Origin of the sequence: Halorhabdus rudnickae (assembly GCF_900880625.1) — an archaeon.
Taxonomy (GTDB): domain Archaea; phylum Halobacteriota; class Halobacteria; order Halobacteriales; family Haloarculaceae; genus Halorhabdus; species Halorhabdus rudnickae.
Genome location: NZ_CAAHFB010000005.1, coordinates 253,448 through 278,365, shown reverse-complemented (window position 1 = coordinate 278,365; position 24,918 = coordinate 253,448). Strand labels below are relative to the sequence as shown.

Annotated in this window: 30 protein-coding genes and 2 pseudogenes; 9 read left to right on the top strand and 23 right to left on the bottom strand. The window is 56.6% G+C overall.

Going from position 1 to position 24,918, the window contains the following annotated elements; translation table 11 throughout:
• Positions 1 to 18 precede the first annotated feature (18 nt).
• Together BN2694_RS14800 and BN2694_RS14795 are read right to left on the bottom strand one after the other, a co-directional pair.
• Positions 19 to 2,013, bottom strand: coding sequence for a heavy metal translocating P-type ATPase (locus tag BN2694_RS14800; RefSeq protein WP_135666958.1), 1,995 nt, complete (start codon positions 2,011 to 2,013; stop codon positions 19 to 21).
• An 11-nt stretch (positions 2,014 to 2,024) separates the two neighbouring features.
• Positions 2,025 to 2,240, bottom strand: coding sequence for a heavy-metal-associated domain-containing protein (locus BN2694_RS14795; RefSeq protein WP_135666956.1), 216 nt, complete (start codon positions 2,238 to 2,240; stop codon positions 2,025 to 2,027).
• 183 nt (positions 2,241 to 2,423) lie between these two features.
• Here BN2694_RS14795 and BN2694_RS14790 point away from each other — a divergent pair, with 183 nt between their 5' ends.
• On the top strand, positions 2,424 to 2,948 hold the full coding sequence (locus tag BN2694_RS14790) for a winged helix-turn-helix domain-containing protein (RefSeq protein ID WP_135666954.1): 525 nt from the start codon (positions 2,424 to 2,426) through the stop codon (positions 2,946 to 2,948).
• Positions 2,949 to 3,016: 68 nt separating this feature from the next.
• Here BN2694_RS14790 and BN2694_RS14785 read toward each other — a convergent pair whose 3' ends face one another.
• The 16 genes and pseudogenes from BN2694_RS14785 to BN2694_RS14715 form a co-directional block, all read right to left on the bottom strand.
• The gene (locus BN2694_RS14785) at positions 3,017 to 3,370 is read right to left on the bottom strand and encodes an SHOCT domain-containing protein (RefSeq protein ID WP_135666952.1); all 354 of its coding nucleotides are present in this window, start codon (positions 3,368 to 3,370) and stop codon (positions 3,017 to 3,019) included.
• 2 nt (positions 3,371 to 3,372) lie between these two features.
• Complete coding sequence (locus BN2694_RS14780; protein WP_135666950.1) at positions 3,373 to 3,792, bottom strand: DUF302 domain-containing protein; 420 nt, start codon at positions 3,790 to 3,792, stop codon at positions 3,373 to 3,375.
• A 64-nt stretch (positions 3,793 to 3,856) separates the two neighbouring features.
• Positions 3,857 to 4,180: a hypothetical protein gene (locus BN2694_RS14775; protein ID WP_135666948.1), complete on the bottom strand. Its 324-nt coding sequence runs from the start codon at positions 4,178 to 4,180 to the stop codon at positions 3,857 to 3,859.
• A gap of 862 nt (positions 4,181 to 5,042) precedes the next feature.
• Complete coding sequence (locus BN2694_RS14770; RefSeq protein ID WP_135666946.1) at positions 5,043 to 5,507, bottom strand: Lrp/AsnC family transcriptional regulator; 465 nt, start codon at positions 5,505 to 5,507, stop codon at positions 5,043 to 5,045.
• Between the two features lie 84 nt (positions 5,508 to 5,591).
• The gene (locus tag BN2694_RS14765; RefSeq protein ID WP_135666944.1) at positions 5,592 to 5,732 is read right to left on the bottom strand and encodes a YHS domain-containing protein; all 141 of its coding nucleotides are present in this window, start codon (positions 5,730 to 5,732) and stop codon (positions 5,592 to 5,594) included.
• Positions 5,733 to 6,172: 440 nt separating this feature from the next.
• Positions 6,173 to 6,772 carry a helix-turn-helix transcriptional regulator gene (locus tag BN2694_RS14760; RefSeq protein WP_135666942.1) on the bottom strand — a complete coding sequence of 200 codons (600 nt, stop codon included), beginning with the start codon at positions 6,770 to 6,772 and terminating at the stop codon, positions 6,173 to 6,175.
• Positions 6,773 to 6,900: 128 nt separating this feature from the next.
• On the bottom strand, positions 6,901 to 8,301 hold the full coding sequence (locus BN2694_RS14755; protein WP_135666939.1) for a permease: 1,401 nt from the start codon (positions 8,299 to 8,301) through the stop codon (positions 6,901 to 6,903).
• A gap of 265 nt (positions 8,302 to 8,566) precedes the next feature.
• Positions 8,567 to 9,742 carry an NAD(P)/FAD-dependent oxidoreductase gene (locus BN2694_RS14750; protein WP_135666937.1) on the bottom strand — a complete coding sequence of 392 codons (1,176 nt, stop codon included), beginning with the start codon at positions 9,740 to 9,742 and terminating at the stop codon, positions 8,567 to 8,569.
• Positions 9,739 to 10,419 carry a methyltransferase family protein gene (locus BN2694_RS14745; RefSeq protein WP_135666935.1) on the bottom strand — a complete coding sequence of 227 codons (681 nt, stop codon included), beginning with the start codon at positions 10,417 to 10,419 and terminating at the stop codon, positions 9,739 to 9,741. The genes BN2694_RS14750 and BN2694_RS14745 overlap by 4 nt, the downstream gene beginning before the upstream one ends.
• 12 nt (positions 10,420 to 10,431) lie before the next feature.
• Complete coding sequence (gene nuoK, locus BN2694_RS14740; RefSeq protein WP_135667016.1) at positions 10,432 to 10,734, bottom strand: NADH-quinone oxidoreductase subunit NuoK; 303 nt, start codon at positions 10,732 to 10,734, stop codon at positions 10,432 to 10,434.
• A 129-nt stretch (positions 10,735 to 10,863) separates the two neighbouring features.
• Entirely contained in the window at positions 10,864 to 11,154 is a 291-nt protein-coding gene (locus BN2694_RS14735; RefSeq protein WP_119712961.1) for an NADH-quinone oxidoreductase subunit J, read from the bottom strand.
• 64 nt (positions 11,155 to 11,218) lie between these two features.
• Positions 11,219 to 11,782, bottom strand: a complete 564-nt coding sequence (locus BN2694_RS14730; protein WP_135666933.1) for a TATA-box-binding protein — start codon at positions 11,780 to 11,782, stop codon at positions 11,219 to 11,221.
• Between the two features lie 84 nt (positions 11,783 to 11,866).
• Positions 11,867 to 12,085: a hypothetical protein gene (locus BN2694_RS17835; RefSeq protein WP_244605480.1), complete on the bottom strand. Its 219-nt coding sequence runs from the start codon at positions 12,083 to 12,085 to the stop codon at positions 11,867 to 11,869.
• Between the two features lie 72 nt (positions 12,086 to 12,157).
• Positions 12,158 to 12,403, bottom strand: a pseudogene (locus BN2694_RS17830) (plastocyanin/azurin family copper-binding protein); the annotation flags it as partial.
• A gap of 618 nt (positions 12,404 to 13,021) precedes the next feature.
• Positions 13,022 to 14,037, bottom strand: a pseudogene (locus BN2694_RS18185) (permease); the annotation flags it as partial.
• A gap of 405 nt (positions 14,038 to 14,442) precedes the next feature.
• A complete protein-coding gene (locus BN2694_RS14715) occupies positions 14,443 to 15,441 on the bottom strand; it encodes an IS110 family transposase (RefSeq protein ID WP_135666928.1) in 999 nt (332 codons plus the stop codon).
• A gap of 365 nt (positions 15,442 to 15,806) precedes the next feature.
• Between BN2694_RS14715 and BN2694_RS17250 the strand changes: the two genes are divergently transcribed.
• The 8 genes from BN2694_RS17250 to BN2694_RS14680 all read left to right on the top strand — a co-directional run bounded on the left by BN2694_RS17250 (position 15,807) and on the right by BN2694_RS14680 (position 19,859).
• Positions 15,807 to 15,971, top strand: a complete 165-nt coding sequence (locus BN2694_RS17250; protein ID WP_167880058.1) for a hypothetical protein — start codon at positions 15,807 to 15,809, stop codon at positions 15,969 to 15,971.
• A gap of 192 nt (positions 15,972 to 16,163) precedes the next feature.
• Positions 16,164 to 16,463 carry a hypothetical protein gene (locus BN2694_RS14705; RefSeq protein WP_135666926.1) on the top strand — a complete coding sequence of 100 codons (300 nt, stop codon included), beginning with the start codon at positions 16,164 to 16,166 and terminating at the stop codon, positions 16,461 to 16,463.
• Positions 16,460 to 16,759, top strand: coding sequence for a hypothetical protein (locus BN2694_RS14700; protein WP_135666925.1), 300 nt, complete (start codon positions 16,460 to 16,462; stop codon positions 16,757 to 16,759). Before BN2694_RS14705 ends, BN2694_RS14700 begins: the two co-directional genes overlap by 4 nt.
• Positions 16,760 to 17,670: 911 nt before the next feature.
• Positions 17,671 to 17,829, top strand: coding sequence for a hypothetical protein (locus BN2694_RS17245; protein ID WP_167880057.1), 159 nt, complete (start codon positions 17,671 to 17,673; stop codon positions 17,827 to 17,829).
• Between the two features lie 187 nt (positions 17,830 to 18,016).
• Positions 18,017 to 18,433 carry a DUF302 domain-containing protein gene (locus tag BN2694_RS14695; protein ID WP_135666923.1) on the top strand — a complete coding sequence of 139 codons (417 nt, stop codon included), beginning with the start codon at positions 18,017 to 18,019 and terminating at the stop codon, positions 18,431 to 18,433.
• Complete coding sequence (locus BN2694_RS14690; RefSeq protein ID WP_135666921.1) at positions 18,433 to 18,753, top strand: SHOCT domain-containing protein; 321 nt, start codon at positions 18,433 to 18,435, stop codon at positions 18,751 to 18,753. Before BN2694_RS14695 ends, BN2694_RS14690 begins: the two co-directional genes overlap by 1 nt.
• Positions 18,754 to 18,919: 166 nt before the next feature.
• The gene (locus tag BN2694_RS14685) at positions 18,920 to 19,171 is read left to right on the top strand and encodes an SHOCT domain-containing protein (protein ID WP_135666919.1); all 252 of its coding nucleotides are present in this window, start codon (positions 18,920 to 18,922) and stop codon (positions 19,169 to 19,171) included.
• 43 nt (positions 19,172 to 19,214) lie between these two features.
• Positions 19,215 to 19,859 carry a class I SAM-dependent methyltransferase gene (locus tag BN2694_RS14680; RefSeq protein ID WP_135666917.1) on the top strand — a complete coding sequence of 215 codons (645 nt, stop codon included), beginning with the start codon at positions 19,215 to 19,217 and terminating at the stop codon, positions 19,857 to 19,859.
• 662 nt (positions 19,860 to 20,521) lie between these two features.
• On the opposite strand, the gene BN2694_RS17805 is transcribed toward BN2694_RS14680, so the two are convergent.
• From BN2694_RS17805 to BN2694_RS14660, 5 genes are read right to left on the bottom strand one after another with little or no spacing between them, the layout of a single operon-like run.
• Positions 20,522 to 20,665, bottom strand: coding sequence for a hypothetical protein (locus BN2694_RS17805; protein WP_244605474.1), 144 nt, complete (start codon positions 20,663 to 20,665; stop codon positions 20,522 to 20,524).
• Positions 20,666 to 20,685: 20 nt separating this feature from the next.
• A complete protein-coding gene (locus BN2694_RS17800; protein WP_244605473.1) occupies positions 20,686 to 20,979 on the bottom strand; it encodes a hypothetical protein in 294 nt (97 codons plus the stop codon).
• Positions 20,980 to 20,981: 2 nt separating this feature from the next.
• Complete coding sequence (locus BN2694_RS14670) at positions 20,982 to 21,983, bottom strand: DUF63 family protein (protein WP_135666915.1); 1,002 nt, start codon at positions 21,981 to 21,983, stop codon at positions 20,982 to 20,984.
• Positions 21,980 to 22,204: a DUF7123 family protein gene (locus tag BN2694_RS14665; RefSeq protein ID WP_135666913.1), complete on the bottom strand. Its 225-nt coding sequence runs from the start codon at positions 22,202 to 22,204 to the stop codon at positions 21,980 to 21,982. The genes BN2694_RS14670 and BN2694_RS14665 overlap by 4 nt, the downstream gene beginning before the upstream one ends.
• Positions 22,205 to 22,226: 22 nt before the next feature.
• Entirely contained in the window at positions 22,227 to 24,851 is a 2,625-nt protein-coding gene (locus tag BN2694_RS14660) for a heavy metal translocating P-type ATPase (protein ID WP_135666911.1), read from the bottom strand.
• Between the last annotated feature and the right edge of the window lie 67 nt (positions 24,852 to 24,918).

The following is a 24,918-nucleotide window of genomic DNA, read 5'->3' as shown; positions in this document are numbered from 1 at the left end:
TGGTGATATGGCTGTTCGTCAGTGCCGCAGCAGTCGCATCCCGTTGCCGATCACGGCGAGGACGCTGGCCTCGTGGACGAGCATACCCAGGGCGAGCGTGACGTAACTTGTCAGCACGCCCGCGAGCAGGACCGTCACGGTCAGCACCGCGAGGCCGACGTTCTCGTAGATGTTCCAGCGCGTCGCTTTGCTCAGCGTCACCGCGTAGGGAATCCGCTCTAGATCGTCGGCCATCAGCGCCATGTCGGCGGTCTCGATGGCGGTGTCCGTGCCAGCCGCGCCCATCGCGATCCCGACGTCGGCGGTCGCCAGCGAGGGGGCGTCGTTGATGCCGTCGCCGACCATCGCCACGACGTGGCCCTCGTCGCGGTACTCCTCGATGACCGTCTGCTTGTCTTCGGGGAGGAGTTCCGCACGGTAATCATCGATGCCGACCTCGTCGGCGACCGCGGCGGCGACGCGTTCGTTGTCACCGGTCAACATTACCGTCTCGATCCCCGCGTCCTGCAACTGGTCGATCACGCCCGGCGCCGCTTCGCGGAGTTCGTCGCGCATGGCGATGGCGCCGACGACGGTCCCGTCGGCGCTCTCGGCTCGCTCTCGCTCGCCGCTCGCGCGGTCGGCGGTCTCGCTCCCGTCGGTCGCTCCGACCGCCCGCACGACGTGGACGACAGTCTCGCCCCGCTCTTCCCGCTCACGGACGTATTCGGCGACCTCGTCGGGAACATCGATGCCGCGCTCGTCGAGCAGTTTTCGGTTGCCGACGACGATCTCGCGGCTCCCGTGGTGGGCGATGACGCCCTTGCCGGCGACGACCTCGAAGTCGTCGGGATCGGCGATCGAGCCGGCCGAGACCGACGACTCGCGCTGGTCGACCGAGACAGCGACTCCGCCGTCGGTCGCCGTCGTCGAACGGTCCTGCGCCGCCGCGACGATGGCGTCGGCGAGGTGGTGTTCGCTCTTCTTCTCGGCGATCGCAGCGAGTTCGAGCGCCTCGTCGTCGGTGACGCCGAAGCCTTCGACGTCCGCCACGGTCGTCTCGCCTTTCGTCAGCGTGCCGGTCTTGTCGAAGGCGACGAGGTCGATCTTGCCGGCCCGTTCGAGGTGCTCGCCACCTTTCATCAGCACGCCGTTGCGCGCGGCGTTGCCGATCGCGGAGACGATGCTGACTGGCGGGCCGATCACCAAGGCACCGGGGCAGCCGATCACCAGCAGCGTCAGCGAGAGGATCGCGTTCTGCGTGACGGCGTAGGTACCGATCGAGAGCGCGATCACGCCCGGCGTGTAGTACTTGGCGAAGCGGTCGATGATGCTCTCGGTCGGCGATTGGGCCTCCTGAGCCTCCTCGACGCGGCGGATGATCCGTTGGAGCGTCGTATCCGTCCCGGAACCGGTCGTCTCGACCTCCAGGGCGCCCTCCTGGTTGATCGTCCCGGCGTAGACCTCGTCGCCGTCGGCCTTGTGGACGGGCGCACTCTCGCCGGTGACGGGCGCCTGGTTGACGGCGCTTTCCCCCTCGACGACGTCGCCGTCGACGGGGATCTTCTCGCCGGGTTTCACGATCACGATCTCCCCCGTTTCGACCTCTCGGGCGGGCACTTCTTTCTGCTCGCCGTCGCGGCGTACGGTGGCTGTGTCGGGCGTCATCTCCAGCAGCTCCTCGAGGGCGTTGCGCGTCTTGCGCATCGTCCGCCCTTCGAGGTAGCTCCCCAGCGCGAACAGGAAGACCACGGCGGCGGCCTCCCAGTAGGATCCGATAGCGATCGCGCCGACGGCGGCCAGAGTCACGAGCGTCTTGATGCCCAAGGTACGGCTTTTGACCTCGTGGTAGGCCGTTTTCGCGATGTCGTACCCGCCAACGATCGCCGCCAGGATCAGGGTCGCGGCACTCAGCGTATTCAGGTCCGCGACGTATCCGATACTCCAGCCGCCGGCGTACAGCAGGCCGCTCACCACGACGATGATCGCCTTGCGGTGTTTGCGATAGTATTGGTTGATCGTTTGAGTATCCATGGTAAGCCTCCTCAGGCGGGCTGGGGCGTGTAGCCCTGGTTTTCGATGGTCTGATCGAACGTGGCGGGGTCAGCGACCGAATCGTCGTACTCGATCTCGACGCGACCGGTCGTGTAGTGGACCTCGACGGTTTCGACGCCCTGTTGGTTCGATAGCGCGCGTTCGACGGTACTCGCACAGGATGGACAGTCGAAGTCCAGGACGCGGAGTTGCGTTGTCTCGCTCATTGCAATTCAACGTAGCACCCACATTGCCATAAGTATTTTTTAGATGATATGTTTGAATAGTGGTATCGGTGATGCAGACGGTCAAACGGGTCGTCTAGGGCTTCGGTCGGCACTGGTGACTGGGCGTCCGAACAGACGGACGGCCACGCCGGACTTTTCACAGCACCGTGTGTCGGTTACGCTATGAGCAGCAAAAACGGCCATCAACTCACCGACATCGCCGTCCGTGATACTCGTGTTTCGGACGCGATCGACGAGCCGATGCGGGCGATGATCCTCGATATCCTTGGCGAGGAAGCGTTGACGGCGGGCGACGTGCACGAGCGCCTAGCCGATCGCGGGATCGACCGGACGGAAAACACGGTACGTCACCATATCAACGAATTGCGCGACGCCGGACTCGTGGACGTGGTCCGCTTTGAGGAGGGTCGCGGTGGGACGACGAAGTACTACGGTGCGAACACCATCGTCCTCTCGTACTCACTGCCGGACTCGGCCGATCCCGCTGTCGCGGACATGATCGACGCGATCGAGCCCCAGGTCGCCGACGCGCTCGCGACGCTGACCGGGCAGTTCGACGACGAGATCGACGAGATCGTCGCGGACATGCAGCCCTGCGAGCACTGCCGCAATCAGAAATACGAGACCTACGTGCTCCTGACCGTGTTACGACTGGCATTCGTTCGGTCCTATCAAGATATTGAGTGACTCCCGTCGATCGGAATCAGCGAACTCGGGGATCCGATGGCATCCCCCGGAGTCGGTGGTCGGGCCGTTCACTCCGACCGCTCGAGCCTGGTCCGGCGCTCCTCGAACTCGTCGTCGGTGAGATCACCACGGGCGTACGCTGCGCGTAGCTCCTCCATCGCGGGATCTCGGGACGACTGTGATTCCGTCATCCGACGGAAGAGGAGGTACCCCCCACCGAGTACAACGAGAAGGAACGCCAGTTGGACGAGCATACCGACGAGGGAGCCCCACCCGCTGGTGGTTCCGTACCCACCCATCATCCCGCCGTGGCCCATCATCCCACCGAGTCCGGCCCCCATCGTGAGCATCGGCAAAACGAAGATCGCCCCGAGGATGAGGAGCACGATGGTCGTGGTGTCGAGTTGATTCGATGACGACATCGCTATTCACTCTCCACGGTCGTTCCAAACTCGACCGAGACCGTTGCGATGACGCGTTCGAATCGGTCGTGGACGTCACCCGCGATCTCGTCGAGATCTGGGTTCTCCGCGATGCCAACCAGTTGTTCGGGGTCGACGGCGCTGACGACGACGTCACCGCCATCTGTCTCGTAGACGATGACATTACACGGGAGCAGGGCCCCTAGTTCTGGGTCTTCAGCGAGTCCATCGTGGGCGAGTGACGGGTTACACGCTCCGAGAATGCGATATCGATCGACGTCGACGTCGAGTTTCTGGTTCAGGGTCGTTTGGACGTCGATATCACTGAGGACCCCAAATCCTTCGTCCTGGAGTGCGGTGTTCACTGCGGCGACAACATCGTCGAACTGTGCATCGATCGTTGTCGTAATAGTATATGACATCGGTCTAGTGAGTCATTGATTTCGCGTGTGTGAAGTGCTTCGTTGCTTCGACACTATAGGTCCATCAGCAGTGGCCGTGCCCACCCATTCCGCCGTTAGCGTCGTGGGCAGCCGTCCCATCGTGGTAGTCACCGTCAGCCATGTCCTGGGCCATCTCATTGACGGTCACTCCCATGTGTGACTCCATCCACTCGACAGCACCGGAGCCCATGTGCTCGGTCATGTGGCCGTCCATCCACGTGGCCCACTCCTCAGCGGTTGCGTTGTTCGTCGGTGCGTCGTCAGCGGTCGTTTCGTTGCCGTGGGCGCTGACCGCCGGGAGTGCAACTGCGATTCCGATGATTGCAACCACCACGAGCAGCCAGCGGCCAGATTTGAGATTGGTCATTGTCGTTTGCCTCGAGTACCCGTAGGACAGCTCCGGGGATATCGGGATGGGTGTAAATCCGCGTCGGAGAACGTTCGAGACCGTATATAGCGAGTTCTAATCGTTTCTCAGCGAGAAGACCGTTCGTTGATGCCGAATTCGAGTGATTCAGTGGTCCTCTTCGTGTGAATTGGCTTCCCAGACGGATGTCCGGTTGCAATTGGGATTCGAAAGAACGAGATGGATACAGCGGTGGAGTCGAAGCAGAAACCGCAATAAATCGTCGTGTGCTATTACTTGTATGGATTCGACTGCCGCGGACATGGACTCAGCTTCGGACCGATCTTCGGGGTGGACGCGTCGCTCATTTCTTGGGCTCGCGAGCGCCGCTACTTTCGTCGGCCTTGCGGGTTGTAGCTCGCAGTCGTCGACATCTCCATCCAGTGATGGGAGTCAGTTAGCGGTCAATCGAGACGGGTATGCAGGAGATGCGTTCGCCGGAAGCCTCACTGATGGGGTCGGGTCGTCCGAACCCGCGGAGGCCGATCCAGGAACGTATGAGGGAGTAGTTGTGTACGACCGGTCGTGTGAGCCAGTCGGCGATGGGCTCACTGGCTGTGATGCGGGAATTGAGACACAAGAACTAGGGACGGTCAATTTCTATTACGAACACGACATGCATCAAAAGCCCTGTTTGGTGCCAGATCAGTCGGTCGTCTTCGAAGTCAAAAACGAAAGAACAGTCGTCCAAAGAAAGTCATAAAGTGTGCTATCAACTGGGTTGATAGTGACAAATTTATATAAATACACATTGTCGGAAGATTGTTCGACCATTGGTCGCGAGCGACAGTGAAACTGTTTACTCATTGCCGTATCCACGACGTCAACGCTGTGGTAGTTCAGTAGCGTTGGAATAGGCTGAGCGGGTGGTGCTCGACAGCAATTGGACATCATACCGCTGCACATCACTCATTGGGATACTTTCTTGCAGCCAGTTTCCAATAATAGCACGCGGTGGCGTCGCAACGGCAACGATCTCGCCCTCAGCTGTCGTGTATACGTGTTCGACGTATGGTGTCTTGATGACTGCTTCTCGAAGTGACTCCGCTTTATCGAGTTTAGTTTGGAAACGAACCATGACCTGTATCCGATTTTCGTACTGTGTGAGGTCAAGGTCAACGGTGAATCTACGTATGATGCCATCTTTCTCCAGTCGACGGACGCGTTCCGAAACGGACGATGCTGAGAGATTTACTGCCTCAGCGATGGTGCTGTACGGCCGTCGTGCGTTTTCCGCTAAGAGGCGGAGGATTTCACGGTCCGTGTCGTCAATTTCTATTTGAGTCATCGAAAGACGGAATGGGGGAAGGGGGTTGGGGTGGGTTGGGGGAGCTACGACGCAGGTGCGGGGTACTCCCGGTGGCTGTGCCGTTTAGACGTAGTCTTCCGGTGCCGAGGTAAACGTCTCCTTGCATCCCTCGGCACAGAAGTAGTACGTCTGACCGTCGTACTCGGCGGTAGCTGTTGCATCAGTTTCGTCAACGTCCATTCCACAGACGGGATCAGTTGCCATCGGTTTTACCCCGTGGATATGTACGGGGCGATGGTTCAAGCACTTTCCTCTTAGCAATCCAAAGTGAAGACAAGAGGCGACGCGAGCACTTCTGAACGTTCTGCTCTTTCAAAACCACGGAACGAATACCTCGTCCTCAGAATGCCGAATTCATCGCTTGAGCGTATCCACAGTTTCTTATCTGTGTCCAATATAATTGACGTGCTTGAGAGACGAAAGCGTCTAATGTCTACTTTAAAATTCATCAACTTAGAAATGTGAAACGCTGGGTTAGATGATAACTGCTGATATTTCGAATCCTAACCGGAGAAGTAAGGTGGCTATGACTGGACTGGCAGGGTGTGGCAACTAATCCGAGAAAGAGAAGCAACCGGTTCCGTGGGAGTAGGGAAGCGTATCCTCGACGGTCGAACAAAAGCCGGTGAGTGGGTTTAGGTAGTTCACTTTGCTTGATTCTGCTGCAAATCATCACTCGGATAGATCCGATACGTTCGCCCCTGGCGCTCTCGGGATAGTAAGCCGCGTTTCTCGAGGTCACTCACGGTTTGGCTCACCTTACTCTTCGAGAAGTCCGAGCGATCCCGGAGTTCGATTTGTGTGATGCCAGGCGAGGAGAGGACCGGTTCGAGAATTCGACGTTCGTCATCCGGCAAGAGGTCCAGTACGCGAGCCTGTGGCTGAGACTCTGGATTGATACCCCCCTCTGTTTGGGTGGTTTCCTCCGGCAATCCAGCCATCTCATGGTCATCCGGACTGGTCACCTCTTTTTGTGCGCGCTCGCTCGCGTCTGTGCTGGTGAGGTCGTCTCGTATCACGAGATACCCCCCACCGACGACAGTTGAAACGAGGATGGTTCCGAGGACGTACCAGAGCGGACTCGTTCCGTGAATACCCCCCATCGATGTACCCATATTCATCATCGATCCCATCTGTTCGAACGACTGTTGTTGCTGGTACGCGTCCCAACTGAGTGCCCCGCCGACGATTACGACGGCAGCGACGAGAAGACCAACCCCTGTATCAACTCGCCGTCGATTCATCCATCCCACCTCGATTTACTGTGATACCTGCTCATACCTCAGAATAGGCGAAACAGCGCTGTATCAGTTGTGATTGTCCGAGACACGGAAAAAGACTGGACACGTTACCTGACATCACAGCGCAGCGGTCAGTGACGGTCGTGGCTCTGGAAAGTTTCCGTCTCTGAGACCGCCGGGTGTTGTTGGGCAAATTCTGCCGGGTCTTCTTCGAACGTTCGCTTGCAGGCCTTCGAGCAGAAGTAGTACGTCTCGCCATCGTGGATGAGACTCGGCTCGCTGTCGTCGACTCGCATCCCACAGACGGGGTCGCGGTACTGGCCGGGTGCACCTAATCCCCGTCGATAGACGTACAAGAGGAGCCCCGAGAGTGCGAACGCGATAAGGTTGAGGTAGAACGTATAGTCGATTTTGAAGTATGTCCGTTCCGTTGCTGTTTCTCCACCGGCCAGGTTTGGAACGATGTCAAGGGCATTGAACAGAAGTTCCATGAGGAATCCACTGAAGGCCATCGTCACGAAGAAAACCCCGAGGATGTACAGCATGATCTTCCAACCGTAGTACTTCCGGTAGACGTTGAGGACGGGAATCGTGATGAGATCGGCGTAGATGAACGCGATGACACCGGCGAAGCTGACGCCGCCACCCCACAACGCGACCGCGAACGGGACATTCCCAATGCTGCCAACGAAGCTAATGACGGCAATAGCGACGCCCATTATCGCGTTCTCAGCGGTCAGGAGGAGGCCATCACCCTGGATGAACAGCGTGTTCCACACCCATTGGGGAACGAAGACGATGACGAACCCGGAGATGAGAAATCCCGCGATAACGTCCGTCCAGATCATTGACCACTCCTTGCGGAACTGATTGCCGACCTTGTACCAGCCACCCCACGACAATAGCTCGTCGCGCCACTCGCCGTGGCTCGCCGTTTCCTGATGGTAAGTCTCCATACACCCTTCTGAACAGAATTTTACCGTTTCACCGCTGTCGGTCGTGAGGGAGTACTCGTCTTTTCCCTCCATGCCACAGGTAGGATCCTCCGTGACGCCCGATTCGTGGTCGCGTTCGTTGAGTGTCTTCCGAACGTCGTCGAAGAGGTTCTCGGGGAGGGTAAGGTGAACGATGATCGCCATGACAGCGATGAGGACGAGGCCGCCGAGCAGTTCCGCGAGGAGGAACTCCCAGCCCAGCAGAATTAGAATCATCAATCCAAGTTCGACGATGAGGTTCGTCGAGGCGAACTGGAACGCCATGAAATTCACGGCGTGTGCACCTTTTTTGAACAGGCCCTTGCCGATGGCGACCGCACCGAAGCTACAGCCACTACTCGCTGCCCCGAAGACAGTCGCCTTGATGAGTCCGCTCAGGTCGCCGTCCCCGAGGACTCGGGCCATTCGCTCCTTGGAGACGTAGACCTGGACGAAACTCGTGATCGTGAGGCCCATAATGATAGCCCACGCCGCCACCCAGAAGAATCCGACACCGATGCGTAATGACTCGAGGATACCACCGACGAGGCCTGGCATACGTATACTATCACAGGCCATTGTTTTGTCATTTGTTCTTGTGAAGATGTGTTTGTTCACCACCCTAAAATTTGGATTCGAAAGCCCAATCGTTAGCGACAGCGATTCTCTGTTCGAGACGGCTGTTCTCGTTCGGTGAAAGCAGCGGTGCAGACGACCGTGAATGCAACTGTCAGACGCACCCGCGTCCTTTGAGGCTAGCTTTCACGTACACATTGTTAATCTCGGCTTGAGAAGGGGGATATTGATTTCTCTCGAAGGGGTATCAGTCGATCAGTTCCCACTGGTTGGTCATCCCTGCGTAGACACGTCGAAGAACGTCAGATCTCGAAAAGATGCTTGTGAAGAGAATGGGATGTCGTAGTAGCCGCAGTACCACCGCTCTCGGCGACCGATCAACGTCTTCAATATCTAATCCGGAAGCCGCACTGTTTGTCGATCCAAGGATCTGTGAGTTGCGAGTTTCAAGAAAATATCTCACAACTGTGGCGAATATATACTCTGCTTTCATCGTCTGATATAATCTGTCGGGGTATGTGTGTAATTGGCCGCTTTTAGCCAGCTCTGCGGCCAGAAATCCTGATTCGACGGCCTGTGAAATCCCCTTTCCAGTGAGTCGGTTTGCGAGACCTGCAGCGTCACCAATCCGTACGACAGAGTGCTCCGGAAGATACGTTCTGTCGGGATCGAGGCTTGGTCCCTCGGGAATGATTGCGACGTTCGTCTGTTCCTGCGACGGGACTGGCCACCCATTCCGCTTACAGGCATCCCTCAATGCCTTCATATAATCACTAGGCCGATCACTGACCGTCCAGCCGATACCAACGTTGGCTCGTTGCGATGTCTTCGGGAATGCCCACGAGTACCCAGTATAGTTCTCCAGAATTATCCGGCTGTTCGGGTACAATTCGGTGAAGTCCCCTTCGACATCACTGTTAAGCGCCACCATATATCCTGAATACTCGTTGGTTGTTCCGAGCGCTTTACTAGAGAGTGATGGCTGACCGGTTGCATCAACGACGAGATCATACTCATCGGCGAACTCGTGGAAATCTGTCCGTGTGATAGACTGGTTTTCGTGGATGTCAACACTCTTCTCTGAGAGTTGTTCTGCCCAGGACTGCTCAACGATATTTCGGTCCGTTATATATGTATCCGCAGCAGGAAAGGTACCGGCTCCAGTGTGGTGGCGATCGGCGTCGATTCCGTCATACACCTCCACTTCCATCGCTGGCAGCGGATTGAGAAAGCCGTTCTCTACAGTCGGCTCGAGTGGGATCTTCGATACCGCTGTCATCGCTTCTCCGCAATTAACGCGTTTGCTGTCGTAGGACTGACGCTCATACAGTTCGACGTCGAATCCAGCGTCGTCGAATCCAGCAGCTGCTGCAAGTCCGGCCATCCCTCCACCTATTATCGCAATTCTGGATCTTTGATTCATTGGTCAGGTCCTGATCGTGATTCATAGAGAAACCGACGCCACTGTCCACTACGAGGAACAAACATCGGAACTTTCCGTTTATATGTTCGATAGCGGTCACCAAATTGAGTGTCCATTTCGCGTTCTTCTTTGCGTGCTAACCACACAAACGTCAGAACAATAATGGGGAATAACCCGACAGAAAAGATAGTTGGCCAGTGAACAATTCCCTCACCAAAAAGAGCAATGAATAAGCCAGTATATTGTGGGTGTCGTACTACGCTGTATAGGCCCTCAGTAACAAGCTGATCTTCTTGCCGCGCCTGATGAACTTGCCTCCATCCCTGAATGAAGACGCCAATTCCAACGAATGCAAGACCATATCCCAGTGCCATTGAGATGATCATACCGGTCTCGCCTACGCCAACCAGTGTTGACCAGAGATTCGCGCTCACGTACTCACGGTCGAGCCCAAAGTATCGAACCAATAGATAAATCGTCAACGGGAAGCCAAACATTTCGGCGTACAACGCGATTACGAAGGCCTGTACAACACCAGCACCAGCCCATTCTCGCCACGTTTGGGGTGCAAAGTAGCGATAGAATACCCACGAGACGAGTACGATGACGATAACCGCGATTGCCCATCCTCCAGAATGAGCAATCGTCCCGTCCCAGTTTGGTATGTTTTGAATCATATTTTTTGAATATTACCAGCGCATAGTTGCCGCCTTTGTGACATCGAGATCCTTGAAATTCCGGTACAAGACAAGAATAATTCCAAGTCCGACAGCGACCTCTGCAGCAGCGAGGGCCATGACGAAGAGGCTGAACGTTTGCCCCGTGAGATTCCCCCATTGATATGAGAAGGCAACGAAATTTATGTTTGCCGCGTTGAGCATTAGTTCAACAGACATCAAGAACATTAACGCGTTTCGCCGGGTCAAAATCCCGAACAACCCGATACTGAACAGTCCTGCCGACAGTAGTAGGTAGTATTGAACTGCAATCATTAGTACATCACTCTCAATATGTCCCGGACTGCCTTCCACCAACGGGAGGCCAACTGCTGATTCTGGACCATCCCCACATAGAATCGTCTCTGTCCGAATGAATCTGCTTCACTTTGGGAAGAGGACAACTTAGTCATCGTTGCTAGCACCCCGAGAGGGAGATTCAGATGTTGATTGCTTCCGTGTGAGCATCACAGCGAAGCTGATCAGAATAAGTACACCGCCGACATATACAAGAACCTGCATCGCAGCGACAAACTCAGCCTGTAACATCACGTAATGTACTGCAATACTTAGAAGTGTTACACCCATTAGTAACGCAGAGTGCCACATATCCTCAACGAGGACCATTGCGAGAGCACTCCCGAGCGTGACTAACGCGAAGAACACGAACACGATCAGTTCGAGATGTTGTGTCATATATGAATCACCCTAGGAGGACTATATTGACGTGACCGTTTTGGGTAGATTTCATCGTTTATCATTATTTAACTAATAGGTCTAATTCTTGTAACTTCGATTCTACTATGTCGAATGCTGTTCCAGCCTGCTCAATACTGGTTGCTCCCGTGACCACGGCTTTTCCACTCCCAAACAGCAATATTACGACATCTGGTGTTTCCAGTCGGTACACGAGACCAGGAAACTGCTCCGGCTCATATTCAATATTCTTAAGCCCAACTCCAATTGCAACCGCATGTAAATTCAGTCGATGGTTGAAATCCCCACTCGAAACAATGTTCTGGATCTGTATTTCACGGTCACAATCGATAGCGATCCCGAGTGTTTGTAGTTCGTTGAACACGAATTCTAACGCGTTATTAACGTCTTGAACACTTTTTGCGCCAGTACAGACCGCTTTCCCAGAGCGGAAAATAAGTGTGGCAGCTTTGGGAGATTGGGTGCGAAAGACAAGTCCTGGGAAGGATTCCGGCTGATACTCTGTAGTGGGAAGGTCGTCGGCTAACGGCTCTAGATTCAGTTCCTGACCCAATTCGGTTGAGGCGACCACGTTCTGGATTTCGAGGGGCTCCTTTGACTCAGGCATGGTTTTCAAAGGGCCACGATAGTCTTACTACTCCCGCTCATAACCGCTGATCGTGAAGGAGTCTCGCAGAAGCCTGCTACTGTTCTACTCGACACCATAATCACCACCGTACTTCATGAAGACGTAAGTCAACCCGAGCGTGCTCACCATCGCGGCGAACGCTAAGATACCTAGGGTTTTTGCACTGTCCGGCACCTGTGGTGCTGGTTGTCCACCACCACTCTCGCCACTGCCACCACTCGCAGTGCCAGTAAACGGGTACGCAATCGACCCTTGATCGACGATCGTTTGGCTATCTGGCAACTGTCCGCTCGGAGGGTTGGTCGGGATAGAGCTCTCTGTTGCCGGTCCACCGGGACTTCCGACGACGATTCGCCCGACCTGTCCCAATGATACGTGAGCGGTGCAGTTGTAATCATATGTCCCCTCAACCTCGAACGTATGTTCGAACGTCTCTCCTTCTTGCAATAACCCGCTGTCCCAAGGCTCTGCACCGCTTGGGATGCGGTCTTCGTAGGCCGTCGAGGAATGTGGGGCTCCCGCGCCGATTTCAAATGTCACGGTCTCCCCCGGTTCGACGAATAGACCGATCGGATCCACGAAGAAGTCACCACCCTCCATAGTGATTTGTACCGTTTTGGCTTCCTGTGCTGCTGCCGACTGTGCCAGAGTACCCGCTGCTGCAATCCCTCCAGCTGTTTGTAGAAACGTTCGACGCCTCATTATTCTATCATGATGTGCCGAGACGCTCGCTTCAGTATGCGACCAGCAGCACCGTAAGTACCTTCTCTCTGTAGAAAGCGTCGCAATGTCAATAACGGCTTCTTTGGCCGTTTTCGGCTACCAGTAGAGTACTCGGGCACTATCACGATATACGTGCTCCCCATTCATTCGAATTCCTATTAGAAAAGACAAGACTCTAAGGACATGCACTTTCGACAATACGGCTATGACATCGGGCGATCAGTATAGTCGAATGATGCAATGGAGGGAACGCAACAATGAGAACCATCTATCCGTCAGTATCAGCCCTCTTAACGCCCGTTACCGTTGGTTCCGGATCTTCAGATCAAAAGGGATTTCCTATATAAAGACGTTGTCAACAACTCCACTTTCACCCGCTTAGGATTGACATCAGTTCGCTTTTGTCTGGGAGTATGGCGGCATCACTTCGCCCCGACCAATCATCAGTGGAACAACATCCGTCATCGTGGGATACGTTGCGTCGGTATCGATTGGTCAGTCGGTCATCGTCGCATGTTTCTCATCTGCGACCGAATCCTGGCTATGGAGCCAGTAGAGGAATACGAAGAACGCGGTCACGAGGACGTTCAACACGAGCTTGTAATTGAGCTCGATGGATACCTCGACGATCTGCGCGGAGGCCCGCGAGGTGATGAGTCCGAGACCCAGGAAGAGGAAGGGACCACGAACTCCGCGACGACGGCGCTGATGAAGATCATCAGGCTCATCACTGCTGTGAAGGTCGTACCGTAGTACTCGTCGTAGGCTTCATGATGGGTGGGACGATGAGATCCGCGAGGATGTATGAGAGCACTGATCCGAAGGGCAGTCCACGGGTCCAGAGGACCGTCCCGAAGGGAACGTTTCCAACCGAACAGACGAACGTAACCACCCCGAGCATTGCGCCGAGTGCGGCCGTCCAGAGAACGCACACCGGTAAGCCGAACACGGCGCCGGAGAAGACACTTGTCCACACCTATTCGGGGATGAACCCAGCGATGAGGCCAGCGAAAATAAACCCAATCGCGATCTCATCCCAGAGCATCGCCCATCCCTCCACTGTTTGTCCGCAAGTCCCATCCACCCGGACCAGGATGTCGCCTTCTCCCGAATCGAGATGTTGGCTTCCACTGGATCGAAGGAATCCTTGCAGGACTGCGAACAGAAGTAGTAGGTCTGCCCCTCGTACTCGATGGAGTAGTCGGTCTCTTCGGGATCGACGTCCATCCCACAGACGAGATCCTGTACGGTGGTTCCCTCGTCGTCGGTGACGTTCTCGCGTGCTTCGTCGAGATCTTGTCGGGAACGGCGTAGACGAAGCCCACCAACATCATGGCGAAGAGGATCAGGCCACCGATCACGTCGGCGAGCAAGAACTCCCAACCGAACAGCAGCCAGATGACGATGCCAATCTCGATGACGAGGTTCGTCAAGGCGAACTGGAACGCAGCGAGTGCCACAGCAGCTAACGCTCCTTTCTTGTAAAGGTTTTTCGCGGTGGCGATGGCGGTGTTCAGATAAGCGCCGGTCAAGGAGCCATCATCTGCCGGCTAAGCAGCCGAATCCTGGTGGATTGAAAGAGCGAGCCAGTTTCGGGAACCTCGACGACGTAAGCACTGCAGGGCGCGAAGCGCCCGAAGCGCGCAGCGAGTCGCGGGACCGAAACTGGTGAGGGCTTCCAGAGCAGTCTCTCTCCGTTTGAGTCCTTATCTGAACACCTATGGAAACGCTGCTACCTACACAAACCACCGTTTTCGATAAAATAGTTACGCCGTCTCGCGATCTGCTGCTGACACAGCCGGCAGGCGGTCCCAATCGTCACGCGGTGCGGTCGCTGTCTGACGATAGCTGCCGCTCACCGATGGCCTCGGCCGGCCACTGAGGGCCGCCCGCTCGGCGGCCCTCAGATTCCTCGTCTACGCGCTTACACCAGGTGGGTCATACACTTCACCTTGGTTGAGCATGTGATAGATCGACACCAACATCTTTCGCGCTGTCGCCACGATTGCTTTCTGTGAGTTCTTCCGACTCGCTAGCCGCTCGTAGAAGCGACTCAGATACTCGTCGTTACAGGTGTGAACTGCTGTATGGGAAGCTTGGACGAGCAGCCATCGGACCCTCCCCGATCCACGCTTCGAGATGCTCCCTTCGATCCGCGAGTCGCCTGACTCGCGGATCACCGGATTCAACCCGACGTAGCTGACGACTTCTTTGTCACCGTCAAATCGGCTGATTTCGCCCAACTCCGCGTATATCGTCAGTGCCGTATAGTAACTCACGCCAGGAATTGTCATCAGCAGCTGGGTCTCCTTCAGAGACCCAGCGCGTTCTTCGATTGTCTCGTCGAGATTGTGAATCTCTTCGGTGAGCGTCTCTATCACCGCAAGATACGACTCTAACAACGAATTCCATGGCGTCGGGAACGAGAGTTCCCGCAGGAACTCTCGTCCCTCCACGCTCAACGGCTTCACATCCTCCGTGATACCGTGATCGGAAAGCAACCCGTGGACTTTGTTGGCGTACTTGGTTCGATCCTCAACCAACGTCTGTCGCCCGCGCACGAGTGCGCGGGCTTCCCTGATCTCGTCGGTCGGAACGTAGCTTTCTGGCATGGAGTTCAGCCGTACCATCCGCGCGAGTTCTTTTGCGTCGACGCGATCAGTTTTCTTGTCCGAATTCGCGATCTGAGTCAGCTCTTTCGGGTGGGCAACAGTCACATCCAAATGTTCCGACAGCGTATCGTGGATGTGGTAGTAATTGCTGGTCGCTTCCAGTGCAGCTTCGGCACCAGCATATCGCTGGGCGAGATCGTCGAGGTTCGCGTTCTCGACGCGAACCTCTTCGACGATCTCACCAGCCTCATCCATTACTGCCACCTGTGCGTACCGTTTGTGAACATCAATTCCGAGGTACATGGTTTGTTCACCCGGGACGCCAGTGCGTGAAGCAGAGATGCACCTATTCGGGCTTTCCCGACTGCCGCCGAGAGCGGCAGTCGGGCTGTAACGCCCATGACTCGGCTCCCTTCGCACATGGACCAGTCACTACCACGTGCTCGATGGCACGGTTCAGATATCGGTCTCTTGCGCCCCATGTCTTGGTTCACGCTCTCATGGCGTAGCAGCGTTTCCATCGAGTCACTACCGTGGCGATGGCCGAGTACGAACACGACGAGGAGACGAACCCGAAGAACGTAGCGAGACCGATATCGCGGGGACCGTGACCTTCGAGAATATCCGAGATCTGCTGGGTTGATACCTACGCGTCCACACCGCCCGCGATGACAAATCCGATGACGAGCGCCCACCAAGTGATCCACGCCATCGTGACGGTCGTTGTCGCGGCCTGTTATGTGCTCTCCGCGAAGAACGTCCCGAGCGGTTGGTTGGTCGTCACGACGCCGATGGCGACAGTGATTACCCCGCTGATCGAGAGGATTGCGTAATCTGATCTGTCCATTTGTCTTGAATTATGCTACGGTTCCTATTCCAAATGCGGTTGTGTCTTCTACTGTGGTGCTTATCGTGCTCTGATCTTTTGATTAGGTTTGTTATTTGCGGTTTAGAATTTGGAATCCAAACCAGTGAGAGTTCAGCGAGGGATAACAGATTTGTGGCTGGCTGGTGTGATAAGTCATATGCTCACTTCCCCCAGCGAGATTCTCCTGACGGGTATTATTCTCGCGAGTACTGCGTATACAGCGATCAAAACGCCTGCAATCTGGCAACGGTACACGGGAAGATATGGTCAGCTACTCGTTGGTGTCCCGCTCGTTGGCCTCCTGTTCGGTCTCGTTCACGTCGGGATGTTCACGCCGCTCTCACATGGCCTGCTTGCCACGATTGAAACAGGGGCTATCCTCGGTGTAGCAGCAGTAATCGGCGGACTTGGGTACATTCATCCGCGACTTGGATACTCGGGGGGAAAGCCGCGATGACCGTACTACTGCTTTCGCTCCTCTCGATATTCGTCGCTGGCGGGCTTGCACGCTATTGCTACGCGCTCCTCTATCGAGACGACGTATTGGTGATTCAACGTCCGTTCTTTTTCAGAATCGGCTTCGGGGCGCTCTGTGCTGCAGTAATCGGGACGAGTGCAGTATTAGTTGGCTGGGACCCGACACAGCTAATCCACACCGTCTTTGCAGTGTCGATCGCTGCAGCGGTCCACGCCGTTCAGGGTGGTCTCCACCCGGATACCGAAGCGTGGTTCTACTCGCTATTCCGAACTTGAGCATCGATTCGTGCGAGTTTCGCTCCCGATCGGGTTGGTTTGGATTCCGAATGGGTAGCACCTAAAGGAGGCGACCGAAAAAAAAAACAAGACGATTCTCTCCGGAACCGATGGCGTACGATGCTGATGGTACCGGGGGCCTGAAGCGCTAAATGGCCCGGGCAGTATTGTTATATGTGCGCTTTGGGGTTCACGCTGCAGTTGCTGGCTCCCGTTATTGACCTCACCCAATTGTGGAGGAGATCGACATCTATCGAAACCAGATTTGGTGGTTGGACTTCTAGGAACTCCCCAATCTCTTCTTGAGCGAAACTGTGTAGACAATACCCCATTGAATTCACGAGATATGAACGGTATCCTCTTTGAAAAACGATTAGATAGCGTTATACACTGTCTTGAACGTTCTCCACAGTGGATTTAGACCCAGTGCCATAACCCCACGCCCCTATTTTGTGTATATGTGGTACAAGACATAAAATATAGACTGACGCCAATCTGGGACACGTTCCGTTCAATAACCACTCTTACGGGCCCTAAAATATCGAGCGAGTGGATTTCGAATTCAATTTCGGCCAATGCGGAGTCCTTTGATATTGAACAGACAGTGCAATAAAGAAGTAGAACGTACATCAAAGCAGCGAGTGACTCTCACAAACTCATGAAAATGATTGCTGAATATCGACTGCCATCGTATGAACCGATCACCGAATTGAACGAGGCAACTGTCGCTCCTAACGGTCCATGGGGGAGTCCAAGAGTACCCTCTGGGGGACGATTGCATGGATAATATTGGCCGAGGACTGGGTATCGGAACTGTCATTTTGGGGGGACTAGCTTTTCTCGCTCCGTCTTTCCTCGGTAGTACCGGCTTCGGCCGCAATGTCGGTGAATATGGAGGGGACGGCGGAATGATGGGAAATCGAGGCCTGTATCTTTCCCAAGAAGCGACTGAACCCATCGTTAAGGCCCTGACCGCGGATCAGACCGGAGTCTTCTCGATCGACTGCGGTTCCTACTGCGGATACGGTCACCAGCACATGGACGCGCCCGGTATTCTCTCCGTCCAATGAACGAATCACTCAAAACAGAGGACCATCACATGAACGACTCAACTACAATCGAAGGAAGAACCGATGCAGAAAAACGACGATTCGAAGCGTTCACTCTGCCCCCATCGTGGGGCGGGGCAGGCTTATCGGCTGAAGACGCTGAGGAGCGAATCGCAACGCTGGAACGACAACTTGAGGAATAACTCCAATGACGTACACGCTATCGACGACGACTGATGCATCGTTCGACGAAACCATCGACACCATCACGACCGAACTCGAAGCCGAGGGGTTTGGTATCCTAACGGATATTGACGTTCAAGAGACGCTTCAGAAGAAGTTGGACATTGAGACCGATCGATACCGGATCCTCGGCGCGTGTAACCCTCCACTCGCACACGAGGGACTTGAGACAGAACCCAACCTCGGTGCGCTTCTTCCCTGTAACGTCGTCGTCTATGAAACTGACGAGGGCGAAGTGGTCGTGAGTGCGGTCGATCCTCGAGTGCTCGTCGGTATCACAGAGAATCCTGCCCTAGACAGCGTCGCCACCGAAGTTTCCGAACGGTTCGAACGGGTTCTCGACGAGGTGAGCGAACAGCTCGCGACGGAGACCGATCAATAATGGCCGAGCGAAACCGATTTGAAACGTGGACGCTTGCTCTGGCCGTTCTCGGAGCGATCGTCCTGTTCCCGCTCCTCCTCGGAGGTGGGGGGATGGCGGCAGGCGGATTCGGGATGCTCGGCGGGGGAATGTTTCTCACGCCGATCATCCTCGTCGCCCTCGTCGTCTATCTCGTGTACGACTCCGAGAGTAGAACCGGGTCGACATCCAGTCCCGACGCGATGGACACACTCCGGGAACGCTACGCTCGGGGCGAACTTACAGACGAAGAGTACGAAACACGATTGGGCACACTCCAGAACGATGACCAGGGTCTGTGACCATGCGAACTGACCGATACTAACTAGACGACACCCTCCACGACTAACCCACCCGACACCAATGAGATCAGATATACTCGACACACTCGCACGATCGCTCGCCACCAAAACCACGACATCGGCCGACGACCCAGTCGATATTACCGATCGACTCCGCCCCCAAAGCATGCACGGCGGACGAGGCCTGGGTCGCCTATTCGGCGGTGGGATGACGGGACACGGACACCATCACGATACGGGGGGCTGTGGATCACACGAAACCTCGACCGAATCCGACCACCGAACCGAGGGCGACCACGAAGATACGTCAAAAACCGATGAGGCCCTTGCAATTCTCCGCGAGCGATACGCCCGCGGTGAAATAGACGAAGAGGAGTTCGAACGCCGACTCGATACGCTTCGAACGATGGGATTGTGACCGCCCGAATGCGCTGGTGATACACAAATTACAATTATACACTATGTCAGAAGATAAAACGCCATCTCACCCTGTGTTCGCGGCGATATACGATCCCGTGATGGAACATGCCGAGGATTCGCTGCTTCGTGAAATCCGGGAATCACTCGTCGAGGACATGAAAGGGACCGTCCTTGATCTGGGTGCGGGGACCGGTGCGATGTTTCCATATTTCAAGAGAGCAACGGACCAGGAATTATCACTCACCCTGCACGCGATTGAACCAGATCCACATATGCGCCGACGAGCGGTTCAGAAAGCGGACGAACTTAACCTCGATATTGCGATTCAACCCGAGGGGGCACAGTCACTCCCGTACGCCGACGATTCGGTGGACGTAATCATTGCGTCACTCGTGTTCTGTACGATCCCAGACGTCGATGCAGCACTTTCCGAGGTCGCTCGCGTTCTCAAATCGAATGGCGAGTTTCGATTTCTCGAACACGTTCAGGCGGACGGATGGCTGGCTCACGTGCAGACCGCGGTGAACCCGGTATGGCGGCTCGGTGCAGCTGGCTGCAATCTCGATCGAGATACGGCGACTACATTCAAAAACGACGATCGGTTCGACGTCATTGAGCTTGAAGAGTTATCGATCGGCGTACCCCCGGTGGCGCCATTTGTTCGTGGCGCACTCGTTCCGAGATGACGAATACCGGAATCAGTAGTTGTTCAACGGATTCAAAGAGTAGTTTCTTCCGATGGGTGGCACGAGCCACGTTCGTTCGAACGCTCAACCTTGCCAGAGGACTCCTGCATAGACTTGTAGACCGTTTCGTCATCAACGTGCTCCGTTGAGTTATTCACGAGCCTCCTTGTAGCTAGTCCCACATCTTCCCTAAATTGATGATGATATTCTCTCCGAGATTTTCTACGGATCATTCAGACGTGTTTGAAAGTGCATCATACCACCAAGTGTCTCGATCGGCGTATCCCTGACGTAGCATCCTTCCGTTCGGAGGATGCTGCGTGGGAACCACCAGAAACGATGACGAACCAACCACCGACTGGCAATTCATCACTAACGACGTACGCATCAAACTCCACCAGCGCTACTTAAGAACTCGAGATTGGAGCGGCAGTGAACGAACAACGTCGTAATGGAACTATCGAGAACGAACGGTTACATCACCAGCTGAGTTTGAGCGAACTGGAAGCGATAGTACCAGATCCCGAACGCGATCCCTGCGAGGTCTATCACAACAATGATCCACGCATATCGGAGTACGACAATCTCGAGAGTACGGGGGTGCGGCGGAGGTACAATAAAAGGGCGTCCCGAGAAACGATAGTTGCCAGTGAGCTCTCGGCTTACATTCCTGATCCGCTTTCGGGACGGTTCGTCATGATGAGCCCACTGAGCCGCATCAGGACCGCGAGGGCGACCATCCCGAGGTCCCAGCTCATCCCAGCGGTCATCGATGAACCCATACCGCCGCTTATCCCGCTGTTCATGCCGGATCCCATTCCACCGTCTATTCCCAGTTCATACTCCCGGTGACGCCGACGAGGGCTTGGTTGAGCAACATCACGAGCGAGTACCCGATCATCAGCGGCCCGCTCGCGTGCCCGAGCCGATCCGCGTAGGGCGTCATCAGAACGACACCGTAGATGACCACGATGACGCCGAGGAGCGCCATGAGCAGCCCGCTGTTCGAATTCATCATCCCGCTGCTGGCGGTCGCGGAGAGCAACGAGTACAGACCGGAGACGAGTCCGATTACCGCACCGTATTGCCGTGTCGTGTCGGTCGTGTTCATTGTATCCATTATCAGGCTCCGAGCATCATCCGAAGTGACCCACGGACGCCCATCGGCAGTCCGATCGCACCGATGAAGAACGTCATAAGCCACCACCACGCGTGATTCATCTCCTCTTTTGCGTCCGCGAGGTACCACACGATGCCAAGAGTCACGAGGAATTTGAGGACGAATGTCGATCCGGAGAAGCCGGTGGCTTGGTACACGAAGTTCGTTACGACCAGCTTCGGGGAGAAGCCGAGGAACGTCACACCGATGAGATTCTGTGCTGCGTCCCACAGCTGCCCGAAGACGGCCAGCAGGATCAGCGGGTGTCGGAGGTGTGCGACATCGACGAAGTTCGTTCCCCAGTAGTAGAGCGCGGTCACGCCCAGAGCGATTCCCGTCGTCGCGATGGGGGCCCACAGGCGGAATGTCGCCCCGGTCGAGAAACCATGCCGGAGCGCCCACCCGATGGCACCGACAGCCCAGATCGCCCCGACGAACCCGACCGTCGACGGAGTAGAACCGAGATCGCGATCACGCGCGAGTGCGCCGACGCCGAGCGCGAGGACGGTGACACCGGTGACGACGACGTAGATCGACGGCGTGATGAACCACACCGCGTAGTCGCCGAGTAGTCCGATGTCTTCGAGAGCGCGCATCGCCCCGCCAGCGACGATCATCGGCGCGAGCCCATAGGCCAGTCTGGCGTTGAAGGATACGTCCAGCGCGTCGAGATACGCTCTGAGTCCGGGGAGGCTATAGGCGACTGCCGCGAGGTACGTCACCGTATTCACCGCGTTATAGCCCTGGACAGCGCGGATCCCCTCGTGGGTGACGGGCTGGCTGGCGGCGTCGGCGACGACCGGTCCCCAGAGGTACTGCCAGATGAACTGATCGTAGATGAGCGTCGGGAATGCGAGAAGCGCTACACCGACGAGTACGAGCGGAGTGAGAAGGTACAGCGCCCACCACTCGCGTGAGCCGGTTTCCGGAAGCGCAGTCTCGATGCGCCGGGTCACGGTACTCACGATTCGCTCACCTCCAGTCGCCACGTCGTACTCTTCGAACGAGCCCACTTCTCGAGTGAGACGTCGGCGAGTTCGTCCTGGAGTTGGCTGAGGTACTGTGCAACGGCTTTCGGCGATCCACCGAGATCACTGGCGATCTCGTGAGCGCGGAGATATGTGGGTTCGCTGCTGGCAGTTTTGACCAGGTATCGCCGGACTGTGTGGCGGGATATATCGGACATGCGTGGGTGAGTGGGAGGAGATTTAGCGGAAACGACCGAAGAGCTTGTAGTCGTAATCGGGGGTGTACCGGCGGAACAGCAGGCTGTTGGTCAGCACGGAGACGCTGGAAAAGGCCATCGCCGCGGCGGCCAACACCGGCTGCAGCAGGCCCAGCGACGCCAGCGGAATCATCGACGTGTTGTATCCCAGCGCCCACACGAGGTTCTGCTTGATCTTCTGGAGCGTCGCATCCGAGATGCGGATCGCTTTCACCACGTCGACGGGGTCGTCTCGCATCAGCGTGAGGTCCGCGGCTTCGATCGCCACGTCTGTTCCGGACCCGATTGCTGTCCCGACGTGTGCGACAGCGAGCGCGGGAGCGTCGTTGACGCCGTCGCCGACCATCATTGCCTTGCGACCGTCGTCCTGGATAACGTCGACGGCGTCGGACTTGTCCTCGGGGAGGACCTCCGCACGGACGTTCCCGGGATCGATCCCGACCTGTTCGGCGACCGCGCGGGCAGTCCGCTCGTTGTCGCCAGTGATCATCATCACGTCTACGCCGCGCTCCTGGAGCTGGGTTACGGCGTCCGTTGCACTCTCTTTGATCGTGTCGGCGTCGGCGACCACGCCCGCGAGTTCGCCGTCGACCGCGACGAGCATCGCCGTCTTCCCCTCGTTCTCGAGGCGTTCCATCGTCTCGGCGGCCGGCGAGGGGTCGATGTCGTTGTCACGCAACAGTTTTCGATTGCCGACGAGAACCGTCTGGCCGTCCACCGTCGAGCGAATTCCATGACCGGGGACGTTCTCGAAGTCCTCGGGTTCGGGGACATCCAACCCGCGTTCCTCGGCTCCGTCGACGATGGCGCGTGCGAGGGGGTGTTCGCTGCCGCTCTCGGCCGCCGCTGCGAGTTTGAGGATGTCGTCTTCGTCCCGTCGCTCGCGTTCAGTGACGACTCCGCCATCAGCAGTTGCATTGCCACCGTCCGCTCCGAACGCGTTCCCACCGCCGTCGAAGACGACCACGTCGGTCAGTTCCATCGCGCCTTCAGTGAGCGTGCCCGTCTTGTCGAAGACGACGGTGTCGACGTCCTTCGCGCGTTCGAGGATGTCACCACCCTTGAACAGCACGCCGTTCTGGGCCCCGATCGTCGTCCCGACCATCGTGGCCGCGGGCGTCGCCAGCCCGAGCGCACAGGGACAGGCGATGAGGATTGCGGACGCGAAGACGATAACCGCGAACTCGAAGACTGATACCCCCCCAGCGGCGACTGGCCCGCCAGCGACCTGGCCCCACAGTGGGAGCCAGTCGACGAAGCCGGCGAGAACTTCGGGGAACAGGAACCAGACGATACCCCAGAAGAGCGCGTTTGCAATGACTGCCGGCACGAAGTACGCGGAAATACGGTCGGCGAGGTTCTGGATTTCGGGCTGGCGGGACTGGGCCTCCTTGACCGTCTGCACAATCTGCTTGAGAGCGGTGTCCTCACCGATCTTCGTCGCCTCGACGATGAGGACGCCGTTCTCGTTGATGGTCGAGCCGACGACCTCGTTTCCTTCTTCCTTCTCGACGGGAACCGATTCGCCGGTAACCATCGATTCGTCCACGGCGGACTGCCCATCGACGACGACGCTGTCGGTTGGAATCTTTTCGCCGGGCCGCACTTTCATCCGGTCACCGACCGAGACGTCTTCAAGCGGAACTTCCTCTTCGTTGCCGTCCTCGTCGACGACGGTGGCCGTCTCGGCTTCCATCTCCAGGAGTTTCCGGAGTGCTTCGCTGGCCTGGCCCTTCGAGCGGGCTTCGAGGTAGTTGCCCAGCGTGATGAACACGAGGATGAGCGCGGCCGTGTCGAAGTACAGACCACCGGCGATCAGGCCCAAGAGGACAGCTACCGAATAGAAGTACGCCGTGCTCGAACCGATGGCGATCAGCACGTCCATGTTGGCGCTCTTGTTCTTCACGAGCGCCTTGTAGGAGTTCTTGTAGAACTCCCAACCAAGAAGCGCCTGGACGGGCGTCGCGAGGAGGAACTCGACCCAGCCGAATTTGATACCGGTTGCCTCAAGGAACCCTTCCTCGATCCCGGCCATCAATTCCGGCGCGATAATGTAATTCAGGGCGAGGAAGACGACCAGCGGTGCCGAGAGTGCCGCCCCGAACAAAGTGAGTCTGAGCTGCTTTCGTATCTCGGCCTGCCGGGCGGCATCACGCGCATCCTGCCCCGAACCCTCTTCGCCACGGTCTTCGCGAACTGGCGAATAGCCGGCGTCTTCGATGGCATCGTACATCGCATCGAGTGACGCCTCCGCAGGGTTGTAGGTGACCTGCGCTTCGTCGGTGGCAAAGTTCGCCTCTGCCGTGATGACACCTGGCGTGTTCTCGAGGGCAGTCTCGTTGGTCTGCACACAATTTGCACACGTCATATCGGAGATAGCAATCGTCACTGTCTCCGAGACTGCACCGTAGCCCGCGTCGTCGATCGCGTCGTAAATCTCTCCGAGCGATACCTTGTCGGGATCGTATTCGACGGAGCCCTCGTCGGTGGCGAAGTTCGCGTCCGCCTCCGACACCCCGTCTAGGGATTCGAGGGTGTCCTGGATCGTCCCCGAACAGTTGGCGCAGGACATCCCTGTGATATCGAGATGGGTTGTTCGGCTTGTCATGCTTGGTATATTATACGGGGTCTAGGTTTAGGCAAGTTACTGCTTCGAGAGGGCGGTTATTCCCCCC